The 12,893-nt window shown below is 68.7% G+C and carries 8 protein-coding genes and 1 pseudogene; 5 read left to right on the top strand and 4 right to left on the bottom strand.

The features are described 5' to 3' along the window. Nucleotides 1-13: 13 nt before the first annotated feature. From SCNU_RS18065 to SCNU_RS18055, 4 genes and pseudogenes are all read right to left on the bottom strand, one after another. Nucleotides 14-3,349, bottom strand: coding sequence for an arabinosyltransferase domain-containing protein (locus SCNU_RS18065; RefSeq protein WP_009680862.1), 3,336 nt, complete (start codon nucleotides 3,347-3,349; stop codon nucleotides 14-16). Continuing rightward, nucleotides 3,342-4,124 carry an arabinosyltransferase C-terminal domain-containing protein gene (locus tag SCNU_RS21065; RefSeq protein ID WP_337998799.1) on the bottom strand — a complete coding sequence of 261 codons (783 nt, stop codon included), beginning with the start codon at nucleotides 4,122-4,124 and terminating at the stop codon, nucleotides 3,342-3,344. Before SCNU_RS21065 ends, SCNU_RS18065 begins: the two co-directional genes overlap by 8 nt. A gap of 85 nt (nucleotides 4,125-4,209) precedes the next feature. Continuing rightward, nucleotides 4,210-6,645, bottom strand: a pseudogene (locus SCNU_RS18060) (arabinosyltransferase domain-containing protein); the annotation flags it as partial. A gap of 75 nt (nucleotides 6,646-6,720) precedes the next feature. Next, on the bottom strand, nucleotides 6,721-7,185 hold the full coding sequence (locus tag SCNU_RS18055) for a carboxymuconolactone decarboxylase family protein (protein WP_040518860.1): 465 nt from the start codon (nucleotides 7,183-7,185) through the stop codon (nucleotides 6,721-6,723). A gap of 192 nt (nucleotides 7,186-7,377) precedes the next feature. On the opposite strand from SCNU_RS18055, the gene SCNU_RS18050 reads away from it, so the two are divergent. The 5 genes from SCNU_RS18050 to SCNU_RS18030 all read left to right on the top strand — a co-directional run bounded on the left by SCNU_RS18050 (nucleotide 7,378) and on the right by SCNU_RS18030 (nucleotide 12,855). Next, on the top strand, nucleotides 7,378-8,214 hold the full coding sequence (locus tag SCNU_RS18050; protein WP_009680859.1) for a mycofactocin-coupled SDR family oxidoreductase: 837 nt from the start codon (nucleotides 7,378-7,380) through the stop codon (nucleotides 8,212-8,214). A gap of 131 nt (nucleotides 8,215-8,345) precedes the next feature. Next, complete coding sequence (locus tag SCNU_RS18045; RefSeq protein WP_009680858.1) at nucleotides 8,346-9,368, top strand: Atu2307/SP_0267 family LLM class monooxygenase; 1,023 nt, start codon at nucleotides 8,346-8,348, stop codon at nucleotides 9,366-9,368. Nucleotides 9,369-9,438: 70 nt separating this feature from the next. Further along, nucleotides 9,439-10,371, top strand: a complete 933-nt coding sequence (locus SCNU_RS18040) for a carboxymuconolactone decarboxylase family protein (RefSeq protein WP_050792864.1) — start codon at nucleotides 9,439-9,441, stop codon at nucleotides 10,369-10,371. Nucleotides 10,372-10,481: 110 nt separating this feature from the next. Then, entirely contained in the window at nucleotides 10,482-11,258 is a 777-nt protein-coding gene (locus SCNU_RS18035) for a hypothetical protein (RefSeq protein ID WP_009680856.1), read from the top strand. A 91-nt stretch (nucleotides 11,259-11,349) separates the two neighbouring features. Continuing rightward, nucleotides 11,350-12,855, top strand: coding sequence for a DHA2 family efflux MFS transporter permease subunit (locus tag SCNU_RS18030; protein ID WP_009680855.1), 1,506 nt, complete (start codon nucleotides 11,350-11,352; stop codon nucleotides 12,853-12,855). Nucleotides 12,856-12,893 lie beyond the last annotated feature (38 nt).

Here is a 12,893-nt window from a genome sequence, read left to right as displayed (position 1 = left end):
CCGGGCGCCCGGATCAGTTGCGGATCACCCGCATCGGTCCGGGCGTCCAGGTGCCGGTGTGGTCCTCTTCGGTCAGCGTGATGTCGGCGTCCCGCTGCGGGAGCAGCGGTGTGAAGCGCTGCAGTGAGCCCCAGTCGCGGCCCCAGTCGTTCTCGAGATACGCGGGGACTTCGGTGGGGCGGAGCTCGTTCTCGGTGATGCCGAGCGGGCCGCCGTAATCACCGGCCATCCACTGCGCCGAGTTCACCCGCTCGCCGACCGCATCGGGAGTGATGCGCCACTTGGGAGTCTCCAGCACCCCGTGCACCGCCGCCGCCGGTCGTTGACACGGGAACGCGAACGCGACCTCCCAGTCGAGCAGTACCGGATCGTCGCTGCCGACGAGCGAGTTGAGCGTCTGCAGCTTCGTCGCGCGCGGTGGGGTCACCGCGAGCCAGGCGTCGTAGTTCGGCGACGTGTCGTCCGCGACGATCCGGACCACGGTGGCGGCGTGCGGAATCGCGCTCATCGGGAACCGCAGATTGCGCCACTCGGGGGCACCGCCCGCGTCGAACGGAGTCAGCGACGCGACGGTCTGGACGGTGCCGTCCGGCTCCACGCGTCCGGCCTCGAGGCGGAGCTGCTGGCCCGGATGCCGCACCGCGAGCTCGTCGACGGACTCGACCGCACCGGCTGCCGACAGCGTGATCAGCGGCTGCTCGGCCGACCGCGCGGGCAACTGGTACCAGCCGGACGTCAGGTGTCCGCCGCCGTCGCCGGACCCGAAGCTGCCGAGCACCGGCACGCGTTGCGGGTCGAGCCCGAACGGCAGCTTGACCGACGATCCGTTGACGCCGCGGCTGCCGGTGGTGCCGCCGCTCGTGTCCGAACGGGGATCCGACGTCGACTGCGTCTGCTGCTGGTCGTCATCGACCGGTTGGGCGGGATGAGCGTTGCTGTCACCGCTGTCGGACGTACCCTCCTCGGCGCTCTCGAGGTGGCTCGGGACACCGTTCGGCGAGAAGCCGGCCGGAGCCGTGGGACCGCCGGCGAGCGCCTGCCCCGCAGTGAGCGCGGGCTGTCCCGGCAACCGCGCGGGCTCGAGGACGCCGGTGTTCGGATCGGCCTCGACCAGCACGGCATCGGCCAGGGCGCAGGGGTTCCCGCGCATCGATGCGATGTTCGAGCTCGCCCAGGTCCACGAATCGGACTGGGTCCTGGCGGCCTTGCCGAACGAGATCATGTTGAACGCCAGGATCACTGCCGAGACCACCACGAGCGAGTACATCGGTGCATTGGCGAATCGACCGGGCTCGGGGCGGGTGTACGGCGCGGTCCGGTCGGCGAACTGCGCGCGCCCGTCGTCCCGGTAGTACTGCCACAGGCCGATCGCGGTCAGGACGACGGCGACGACGAAGATCGGCCAGAACAGTCCGATCCCTGCGATGTGCGGCGTGTCGTCGGACCACGGGATGCCGTAACTGCCCACGTACCACCACTGATTGCGGCCCGCGAACGCCACGGCTAGGGCATAGGCCGACGCCGCGGCGAAGAACGTTCGGTTGCACGACCGCCGCAGGACGTGCGGCTGCAGGAACGCGGTCGCCGCCGCTGCCAGCGGACCGGCCAGCGATGCGAAGATGCCCATCTGGTGGGTCGCCTTGGTCGGCACGAAGGCGAGCACCGCGACCGCGCCGCCGGTCACCGCGACCAGTCGCCACAGCGCCGCCGTCGCCACTCCGGGCACGCTGTGGCGACGGATCAGGACCAGGACCACCAGCAGGACCGACAGGATCGTCACGAAGATCCCGACCCGGCGCGCGATCGAACCGTCCGGTGTCGGATTGAGGAGGATGTAGTACCGCATGGCCTCGGTCCACCATTTGTTGGTGGGGCCGACGACGCCCTGGGCCTTGACTCCCTCGAGGATCGTGGCCAGCGGTTGATCGGCGAAGATCTCGTACAGCACCACGAGTCCGGCCGCGACCAGCGGTACCAGCATCGGCGCCAGCCCGTCACGTCGGCGGCGGTACCCGACCCGCTTCAGGAGGGGACGGAGACCGGCCAGCAGTGCGACGGCGGCGACCGCCCCGACCGGGTGAATGGTCAGGGTGAAGGCGGCCGAGACGATCGCGAGGCCGAACGGCAGCAGCCGCCCGGTCGCGATCGCGCGCTCGACCAGGACCCAGGTCAGCAGGATGCCGACGGTGATCGCCGGCTCCACGCGGAGCCCGTTGTTGAACGGCAGCCACACCGCGAGGAACGCGAGCGCCGCGGCCCACCGGGCGACGCCGGAGCCGGCGACGGTCCGGCCCAGGCGCGGAATCGCGACGCGGCTGATGAGGAACCAGCCGGCGAGGGCGAACAGCAGCGGCAGCAGCCGCAGCCACGGAATCGCGGTGCTGACCTCCATCCACTTCGCCAGATACTGGTAGTGCCAGCCGAACGGATCCTGCGGGACGCCGAAATAGCGGTAGTAGTTGTCGAGGTAGCCTGCGCCAGGAGCCACCCGGCCGACGGTGACCTGATAGCCGTCGTCGGCGGTGTTGCCACCGATCATCAACCAGATCAGGAGGACGGCGGTCACGAAGCCGTCGAGCAGCGTCGGTCGCCACCATCTGCGGGGGAGCAGACGTCGCAGACGGCGACCGTCGCGCGCGTCGAGCACGGCCAGCGCGATGAGCGAGACGATCGTCGAGATCACGCCGACGATCAGCAGCGTCCGCTTGAGCGCGGTCGGACTGGTGCTGAAGCGATTGTCGATGGTCGACCGGAAGCTGAGACCTGCGGTCGGCGCGGAACTCGGCAGATCCGTGTAGACACCGATGATCTGCGGCCGAGCGTTCGGGTCGCGGATGTCGAACGAGGCGTCGGGCAGGTCCATGCCCTCGACGCCGCCGCGTGTGCCGGTGGTGTCGGCGTGGACGACGATCCGGCAGTCCGGGTTCCGCTGAGCCTGATCACGCGGGATCGACAGCAGCACGGCGTTGCGCTGCGAGACCAGCAGGTTGTCGTGGGTGGCGTTGATGAACAGGCCGACCTTGCGTGCGTCGACGCCGGTCTTCGGGACCGTCGACAACAGCACGCCGCCGTCGGCGGGCAGCAGCGTCGCCAGCGAGCAGGGCACCGCGACGTCCATCGACACCGGGTTGAAGGACACGTTCGGCGCGGCGATGTTCTCCACCACCGGAGCCGACGACGACGCCGACGCCTGCGGCCAGGCGATCTCGGCTTTGGTGTAGGTGACCGGAAGGAACGGCGACGCGACGGCGAGCAGAATGCCGACGGCACCGGCGACGACGGCGACGATCTTGGCGGCCTTCACCGTTCGGGCCGACGGACCGCGGGTCTGGGAGGGAAGCTCAGTCATCGGTGCCTCCCGCCACGATGGTGCTGGGGTTGCGCCAGCCGGGCTGTCGGACCGTTGCGGTGTTCAGACGCGCGGCGGGCGCGCCGGGCACCAACGGCTCGAGTTTCAACAGATTGCCCCAGTCTCGATACCAGTCGTTCTCCAAGTACGTGGCCACCGTCGACGGCGCGGTCAGGGACTCCGAGACCGCGAGGATGCCGCCCGCCGACGTGGCCTGCCAGCTCTTCGACTTCGAGAACGTCGTCGCACGGTCGGGCGTGATCCGCCACTGCGGAACGTTGTAGACGCCGTCGCGCGCGGTGATCGGCTGCTGGCAGGGGAACTGGCTCCCGACCGAGAGGTCCAGCAGTACCGGCGACTCGCTGCCGACCACCGACTGCAGGGTCTTCAAGTGCGGTGCGCGTGGCGGCGTGACGGCCAGCCACTCGTCGGGGCTGAGATTCGAGTCGACGGCGACGATGCGCATCGCCGTGGCCTTCGCCGGGACCGCCGTCATCGGGATCCGAAGGTTGCGCCAGGGCCGATTCGGATGGTCGGGTCCCGGGTCGATCGGGACCACCGGAGCCCCGACGGGCTGGAACTCGCCGCCCGCGTCGATCCCGAACTCGACGTGCAGATCGCGGCCTGCGGTCGGAGCGCCGTCCTGGCCGATCGAGAAGATCGAACCCGCCGCACTGATCACGATGATCGGCGAGGCGGTGCGGTCGGGGAGTCGGTACCAGCCGGTGGTGAGCTTCGCGGTGCCGTTGTCGTAGCCGTAGCTGTCCTGTTCCACGGAGGCACCGTACGTTGCGACTCGGACCCGACACCGGGAGCCGAACAGCGTCCGGAAGAGCGACGGTCGACCCGTTGATCGTCTTGGGGCCGGTGCCGCCGGTGGTGCCCTCGGGGGCGCCCTCACCCGAGTACGACCGCCCGGGCGTCGCGGTCCGAATGGTGCCTGCGCCGAGGCGGATCGGCTCCGGACTCAAATCGCCTGCCACGCCGTCGGGGGTGAAGCCGGTCGACTCGCCCGCGAGAGCCTTCGAGGCGTCGTCCGTGCCGATCGGACTGAGCGTTCCGGTGTTCGGGTTCGGCTCCACGAGAACACGATCGGCCATCCCGCAGGTGTTGCCGGTCAGGGCACGGGCGTTCGCGCTGAGCGCGGTGTAGGTGTCGGATCGGTTGATCGCGGCCTTGCCGAAGAGTGCGAACTCGGCGAGCACGAGCGCGGCGGCGATCACCAGGACGGGCAGCGCCGCGAGAATCCGACGTCGGCGCAGGGCTGCGGGGGCGGGCGGTCGTGCGTCGTGGGGCCGGATGCTGACCCACACCAGGATCAGGAACGAGATGCCCGTCAGGACGAGGAACAGCGTGGAGACCGGGTGCCCGGCGAGGACCGGCGCCTTGTCGAACCACGGAATGCCGTAGTCGTAAGCCCAGCCCCAGGCGTTGTCGCCCGCGGTGGCGATGGCGCAGGCACCGAGCAGGACGGTGACGTACGACCACAGGACGCGCGGCGACCGTGCCCCGACCCGGATCACGACGGCCGTCGCGACCGCGGCGCAGGCCGCTGCCACACCGGCGAAGACGCCGAACTGCACCGTCCACTTCATCGGGACGAACGACAGCAGACCGATGGTGACGAGCACCGAGCCGACCAGGCGCCAGATCGGGCCGCGCGCGAATCCGGAGAGACGGCCTCGTCGAAGCATGACCGCGACGATCAGGCCGAGGGAGACGATCAGGATCAGCACCGGAATCCGTCGTGCGAGAGCACCGTCGGGGGTGCCGAGCGTCAGGAAGTAGTAGCGCATCAGCTCCTGGTACCAGGAGAGGGTCGGTCCGACGATATAGCGGACACGGACGGCTTCGACGACGCCGCCGAAGGTCTGGGTGCGGAACACGATGAAGGCGACCAGCGACACCGAGGCGGCCAGGGGAGCGAACAACGGGAGCAGCCCGTACTGGCTGCGGAGCGTCCGGACGATGCGCAGCATCGGGCGCGAACCGACGATCAGCACGGCCACGGCGATCACGCCCTGAGGCGCGGCCGCAAGGGTGATGAGCGCGGTGAACGTGGCGAGCGCGGCGGGCAGGAGCCGACGTGTAGCGATCGCGGTCTCGACGAGCCACCAGGTGATGAGCGAGCCGACGACGATGATCGGCTCGGTGCGCAGGCCGCTGCAGAACGCGACCCAGAACGCGACGAAGACCGCGGCGCCGCTGAACATCGCCCACTGAGACGACCGGACCGCCGAGCCCAGCCGCGGCAGGATCACGCGGCTGAGAATGAACCAGGACACGAGTCCGGCGATCAGGGCGGGCAGACGCATCCAGACGCCTGCCGAGCTGATCGTCGCCCAGTGCGAGAGGAACGAGTAGTACCAGTCGAAGGGAGCTTCGGGAACGCCGAAGTAGCGGTAGTAGTCGGAGAGATAGCCCGCGTCGGTCGCGTTGCGACCCATGACCATGACGTAGCCGTCGTCGGAGGTGCCCGCGCCGAGGAAATGCCAGACGACAAGAGCCGCCGTGACGGCGAGGTCGGTGAGGCGCGGAACCAGAAGTCCGGGGAATCGGCGCCGCCGGACGGCCGGCCCACGGAATCGGGACACCGCATCGAGACGGGCGAGTGCGACCAGCGCGATGATTGCGGCGATGACGCCGATCACGATCACGGCCGTCTTGATCCACGTCCGGGAGACGTCGAAGGCGTTGTCGACGTCGACATGCGCGGTGAGGCCCGGCTGTGCCCGCTCGACCTGGTCCCGGGTGAGATCGGTGAACACGCCTGCGACTGTCGGACGGTCGACCGGATCGCCCCGAGCCGGTGGGAGCGCGCCGACGAACTCGGCGCCGAGATCGGCATCGGTCGCCCAGAACTTGAGTTCGGAGCACTTCTCCAGCGCGGCGCGGTCAGCGGTGGTCAGCACCGAATTGCGGACGGAGACCGATGCGCCACCCGGTCCGGAGGTGATGGCCAGCGCGGTGTTCCGGATGTCGCGAGGCGCCGTCACGGGCGCGGTGGCGACGATCACCGTGTTCGCGTTCCGGGCGCCCGCGTCGTGCAGAAGGCGGCAGCTGATCGTCACTTCCAGTCCGCGCGCGGTCTGGGTCACCAGGGGCGAGGTGACTGACGCGTTGTCCGCCGAGAGGTCCTGTCCGCGCGGCCAGTCGAACGACGACGACTGTTCGTCGACCGGCAGGAACGGCGTCGCGATCGCCGCAGCCAGGGCGATCAGCCCCGCGACCGATGCGATCACGGCGAGTCCCCGCGCCGACACCCTCCGCGCCGCCGCACTCTGTGAAGTACTCATCGAGAGTGAGGATAGGCGGTGTCGCTTAATCTTCACCAAGAGGCGCTGCGGGGCGGGTCGCGTTCTTCCGGCTCGTCAAGGGCGCGGGTGCACGTTGTATCGACTCAGAATCGACACGCGATTGAAGGCGTTGATCGCCGTCGCTCCCCAGATCACGGCCGAGATCTGGTCGGCGTCCAGGACGTCTGCGGCGCGCTCGTAAGCGCAGTCGGCTGTGTCGTGATCGGGGAGGCGGGTCACCATCTCCGCGATCTCGAGCGCGGCGCGCATCTCGTCGGTGTACAGGGAGGGAGCGTCGCGCCAGGCGGGCAGTACGGCGAGTTGCTGATCGGTGACACCCGCCGCGCCGGCGGCCTCCCGATGCAGACTCAGACAGAAGGCGCATCCGTTGATCTGGGAGCAGTGCATGTTCACCAGCTCCATCACCGATCGGGGAAGTCCGGCGGTCTCGGCGGCGACCGCGACCTCGGTGCTGACGGCGATGAGCGCCTTGTATGCGGCCGGGGTCTGCTTGTCGATGCTCACTCGCGGTGTCGGCATGTCCTCACGGTAGCGGCATCGCGACATCCCGCCCAGCGGTCATGTGCAGTGGAAGTTTCGTCCGGCACAGTGTTGCGTACGTCATATCCGTCATCGGACATCTCGTCTGCATGTCTCTGGCATGCCGTCCGGACGGTGGACTCGGCGATTGACCACGAATAAGGGCTCAAGCCCTGGGCAGAAGGAGATGGCATGGATGACTTCACAGACCGCGTAGTACTGATCACCGGCGGTGCACGGGGGCAGGGGCGGACGCACGCCGTCGCATTCGCCGAGCGCGGCGCCGACATCGTGCTGTGCGACCGCTGCGAGGACAGCGACGACGTCGCGTACCCGCTGGGCACCGCAGAGGATCTCGCGGAGACAGTGCGACTCGTCGAGGCCACCGGTCGTCGATGCATCGCGGTCAAGGCGAACACCGCGGATCGTGCGGCGGTCGAAGCGCTGGTCGCCCGGGCCGAGGCGGAGTTCGGCCGGATCGACATCGCCATCGCGAACGCCGGCGTGTCCGCGAACGGCACCATCGACAACCTCCCCAGCAGCCAGTGGGAGGAAGTGATCGGAAGCAACCTGACCGGTGTCTTCCATACGGTCGCCGCCGTCGCGCCGGGGATGATCGAGCGCGGGTACGGCCGGATCGTCACGATCTCGTCGATGCTGGGCCGCAGTGCTGCACCCGGCCAGGCCGCCTACGGTGCCGCCAAGTGGGGCGTGATCGGCATGACGAAGAGCGCTGCGCTCGACCTGGCTCCGCACGGCATCACCGTCAACGCCATTGCGCCGGGCAACATCTCGACGCCGATGGTGCACAACGATTCGCTGTACAAGCTCGTCCGACCCGACCTGGAGTCGCCGACCCGAGAGGATGTGGAGCCGGTGATGCAGATGCTGCACGGGCAACCGGTCGCCTTCCTCGAGCCCGAGGAGGTCACCCGCGCGGTGCTGTTCCTCACGGCGGAGGCGAGCGCCCACATCACCGGCACCGTCATGCCGGTCGACGCCGGCGCCGCCGCCCGCGTGACCGCCTGAGGTCTGCACATCCGCGTAGTCCACCGCTGAACGCGTCGTCCGGGACAACGCGTCTGTCGGCGGACTGCGCGGATGTGGACCCGCGGGGCACCGACGGGAATCAACGCGCTCACCGGTCTGTTGAGCGGTACGTGAACGAGATCGAATTCGGACTGGACACCTTCGGCGGCGTCACGCGCGACGCGGACGGTCGGCCCGTGCCGCACCCGCAGGTGATCCGCGACCTGGTGGAGGACGCGGTCGTCGCTGATGAGACGGGCCTCGACTTCTTCGGCGTGGGGGAGCACCACCGGCCCGACTTCGCCGTATCGAGCCCGGAGATGGTGCTCGCAGCCATCGCCGCACGAACCGAGCGAATTCGTCTGGGCTCCGCGGTGACGGTGCTCAGCTCCGACGATCCGGTGCGCGTCTTCGAGCGTTTCGCGACCCTGGACGCGGTGTCGAACGGCCGGGCCGAGATCGTCGCGGGCCGAGGCTCTTTCACTGAATCGTTCCCGCTGTTCGGCTACGACCTCGCCGACTACGAGGTGCTCTTCGAGGAGAAGCTCGCACTGCTGGCCGAACTCCTGAAGGAGGAGCCGGTCACCTGGGACGGCAGCACTCGCGCCGCGCTCACCCGGCAGAGCGTCTTCCCCACGACGGCCGGTGGTCTCACCGCCTGGGTGGGCGTGGGCGGCAGCCCCGAGTCGGTGGTGCGGACCGCTCGTCACGGCTTCGGCCTCTTCCTCGCGATCATCGGCGGCCCGGCCGAGCGTTTCGCGCCGTACGTCGATCTGTTCGAGCGGGCGCAGGACGAGTTCGGCGTGCCGCGCCGTCCGGTCGCGGTGCACTCGCCCGGACTCGTCGCCGAAAGTGACGCCGCGGCAAAGGATCTCGTCCGCAAGGGGTGGTTCGAGATGCGTGAGCGGATGGGTCGAGAGCGCGGTTGGCCGCCGCCCGCCGTCGGCGACTTCGACCGTGAGATCGAGTCCGGATCCCTGTACGTCGGCTCGCCGGAGACGGTCGCGAACAAGATCGCGCACACCGTCCGCGCGTTGAATGTGAACCGATTCGACTTGAAGTACGACCAGCCCGTGCAGCACGCCGATCAACTCGAGTCGATCCGGTTGTACGGCGAGCAGGTGGTGCCGCTGGTCAAGGAGATGCTCGCCTGACCGATCGCCTTTTTCGTCCGCGCGGTCGTCGCCGCATATGGGACGGTGATCGTCGGATGGGAAGGGCGTGATGACTGTGACGGAACGACTGGACGATTGGTCCGGCCTCCATGCCGACGAGGCGCTGCTCCGATACGCACCGGAGGCGGTGCGCGGACTGGAATCACTTGTCGCGCTCGCGCCGTCCCTCGTGGGCGGCGATCTCACGGAGCTGGTGAGAACCGTATGCGCGGACACCCTCGGACTCGATGCTCTGCCGTCTCCGCGGGGACGGCAGCAGCGGGACACGTCCGGTGCGGTGGACGAACTGCTGACCGAGTTCGCGGGCCAGTTCACCGTTGACGTCTCGGTGATCGACGACGCTGCCCGGAGGGACGTCGTCGCAGCGTTCGGCACCGACCTCGGCGCGGTCATGGCGATGATCTACGTCGCGGACTGGACGCCGAGGACCCGCCGCGCGCTGGATCGGCTGTTCGGGGCGCCGGTAGACGGCTGGCCGGTGCCTGACCGGTGGGATGACTCGGCCGTCGACGCGTGGGATCGCGTGGACGCGTTCATGCGGAGCGTCGCGCGGCTGCGCGAGGTCGATCCGGTGACGACAGAACTGGTGCGGCTGCGCGAGGCCCGGCAGCACAACTGCCGGATCTGCAAGTCGCTCCGGAGTCGCTCGGCGCTGACGGCGGGCGTCGACGAGAGCACGTTCGACGAGATCGACCATTACGAGGACAGCACGCTGGATCCGCGGCAGCGGGCGGCGCTGGCGCTGGCGGACGCGATGATCTGGCAGCCCGGGCACATCGACGACGCAGTGTTCGACGATGTCCGGGCGCACTTCTCGCCCGCCGAGGCGGTCGAGCTCGTCCTCGATCTGATGCGCAATGCGAGCTCGAAGATCGCCGTAGCGACCGGCGCCGACCAGGCCAACGTCGCCGAGGGCGTCGAGATCTATGACGTCCGGTCCGACGGAACGGTGGAGTTCGGACTGTCGGCGCCCGTCGGGTAGTTCAGGCCACGCAATCCGGCGCTTCGCCGGAATTGTCAGTACCCCGGTCTACGCTCCGGTCACTCGCCGCGCACGAGGTTGCGCGGGAACTGAAGTGGCTGGAGCGTGCAATGGCGCAAGGGAAAGAGTCCAACAGCGGATGCCTGGGAATCGTCGGCGTCGTCCTCGTTGTCGGCGTGATCGCGATGATCCCGAAGGCCGTCTGGATCGCCATCGGCGTCATCGCCGGCCTCGCGGTCCTCGTGTGGATCGGCGTCGGACTGCACCGTGCGTGGACCAACAGGCGGGCGTCGCGCCGCGCCGAGATGGAGGAGCACCGGGTGCGCCAGGAGGCTGCGGTCAGACAGCAGCGCGTAGAGACGCTCGGCGCGGCGAATTCTCAGTGCGTGGAGGAGTCGCTGGCCGCGGCCCGGGAGGTCGCCGAATCCGAAGCGGCGCTCGTGGGGTGGCTCGGCGACGTCGACTTCACCGCGGACATCGACCAGATCGTCGCATCCTTCGAGCGGGTGCGGTCCTTGCGGCGAGTCGCCGGTGAGCTCGGCAGACTCGACGAACCCAACGACGACGATCGGCGGCTGCTCGCCGAAGCGCGGGAGGCCGCGACCCGGCTCGAGGCGGCTGCCACCGCGCGAGCACAGCTGATCGTCCGGTGCGCCGAGGAGGCCAGACGGATCGACGAATCGATCCAGCGCGAACGCGACGAGGCCCGCACGGCCGACGAGCGGGATCGGCTCCACCGTGAGTTGACGGGGATGCTCTACGGCACCGAGAACGCACCGGCGGGCGGTCAGCCGGAATCGGCCGCGGATCGAGTGATGGCGCGAGTCGCCGGATATCGGGAGATCAAGGAGCAGATCGTTCGCGCGCGCGAACCGGACGTGGGTTGATCCTTCGCTCGAGGTCTGTCGCCGGAGGCGGTCGATGGCTAGCCTTGATGAAGGACTGCACGGTGCCGACAAGTGAATCGAGCGACCATTGATGTCTTCCGCAGTTGAACCGCCCACCGGCCTCGATCCGCGGCGCTGGAACGCTCTCGTCTTCATCTGTCTCGCGCAGCTGATGGTCGTACTCGACGGAACCGTCGTCAACATCGCGCTGCCCAATGCGAAGGAAGAGCTCGGGATCAGCGACGCCAATCAGCAGTGGGTCATCACCGCGTACGCGCTGGCGTTCGGTGGTCTGCTGCTCTTCGGCGGTCGTATCGCCGACATGTGGGGCCGGCGCCGGGCACTCATGGTCGGACTCGTCGGATTCGCCGCGGCCTCCGCGCTCGGCGGTGCGGCGGTGAATCAGGAGATGCTGTTCGGTGCGAGGGCATTGCAGGGCGCGTTCGGCGCTCTCCTCGCGCCCGCGGCGCTTTCACTGCTGACCGTGATGTTCACGGCGCCGGCCGAACGAGCGAAGGCGTTCGGCATCTTCGGTGCGATCGCCGGCGGCGGTGCCGCACTCGGCCTGATCCTCGGCGGGTTTCTGACTCAGGTGCTCGACTGGCGCTGGACGATGTACATCAACGTCGCCATCGCAGCCGTGGCCCTGCTCGGTGCGATCTTCGAGATCAAGGAACCGCCGAGGATCGGTGGACAGGCGGTCAAGCTCGACTTCCTGGGCGTCGTACTGGCCGGAGTGGGCCTCGCGCTGGTCGTGTACGGGTTCAGCCGTGCGGCGGAGAAGGGGTGGGGCGACACCGGCACCATCGTCTGTCTTGTCGCATCGGTGGTGTTCCTGGCCGCCTTCGTGTTCTGGCAGACGCGCTCGCGGCACCCGCTCCTGCCTCTCCGCGTCGTCACCGACCGGGCACGCGGCGGTGCCTATCTGAGCGTGGGCCTGGCGACGATCGCGATGTTCGGGTCGTTCCTGTTTCTCACGCTGTATATGCAAGACGCGCACCACTACTCGCCGCTCAGCGCCGGATTCGCCTTCTTGCCGATGGTGTTCGGCATGCTGATCGGCTCGACCCAGATCGCTACGCGACTCATCACCCGCGTGCCACCGCGCATGCTCATCGTTCCGGGGGCCCTCGTCGGGGCCACCGGAATGCTCTTCCTGAGTCAGGTGTCGCCCGACTCGACGCGGTACTGGTCGGTGATCTTCCCGGGTCTTCTGCTGCTCGGCGCCGGTATGGGAACGGTGTTCATGACGACGATCAATCTGGCCACGCACGGAGTCGAGCCGCGCGATGCCGGCATCGCGTCCGCGATGGTGAACACGTCCCAGCAGGTCGGCGGGGCGGTCGGCACCGCACTCTTGAACACGATCGCCGCGAACGCCGCCGCCCGGTATGTCACCGATCATCGGGGAGACATCCACGGACCCGCAGACGTCGCGGACATGAAGATCTCGGCGCTGGTACACGGCGAGACGGTGGGGTTCTACTTCGCGGCGGCCATCCTGGTGCTGGTCGCGATCGAAGCGGCGCTGCTGATCAACGTGCGCAGACCGATCGGTGTGGAGCAGGAGCCGGAAGCCGCATCGGCAGTGGCCTAGGTGTGATGTCCAGGGACGTTGTTTCGGCGACATGGCCG

The organism is Gordonia neofelifaecis NRRL B-59395 (assembly GCF_000192435.1).
In the GTDB taxonomy this organism is placed as follows: domain Bacteria; phylum Actinomycetota; class Actinomycetes; order Mycobacteriales; family Mycobacteriaceae; genus Gordonia; species Gordonia neofelifaecis.
This window is presented reverse-complemented; position numbering and strand designations above follow the sequence as displayed.

Excerpts from the sequence above, each read along its gene's own strand:
- SCNU_RS18065 (WP_009680862.1), bottom strand. The coding sequence starts at position 3,349 with ATGACTGAGCTTCCCTCCCAGACCCGCGGTCCGTCGGCCCGAACGGTG.
- SCNU_RS18040 (WP_050792864.1), top strand. The coding sequence starts at position 9,439 with ATGACTGTGACGGAACGACTGGACGATTGGTCCGGCCTCCATGCCGAC.
- SCNU_RS18035 (WP_009680856.1), top strand. The coding sequence starts at position 10,482 with ATGGCGCAAGGGAAAGAGTCCAACAGCGGATGCCTGGGAATCGTCGGC.
- SCNU_RS18055 (WP_040518860.1), bottom strand. The coding sequence starts at position 7,185 with ATGCCGACACCGCGAGTGAGCATCGACAAGCAGACCCCGGCCGCATAC.
- SCNU_RS18050 (WP_009680859.1), top strand. The coding sequence starts at position 7,378 with ATGGATGACTTCACAGACCGCGTAGTACTGATCACCGGCGGTGCACGG.
- SCNU_RS18030 (WP_009680855.1), top strand. The coding sequence starts at position 11,350 with ATGTCTTCCGCAGTTGAACCGCCCACCGGCCTCGATCCGCGGCGCTGG.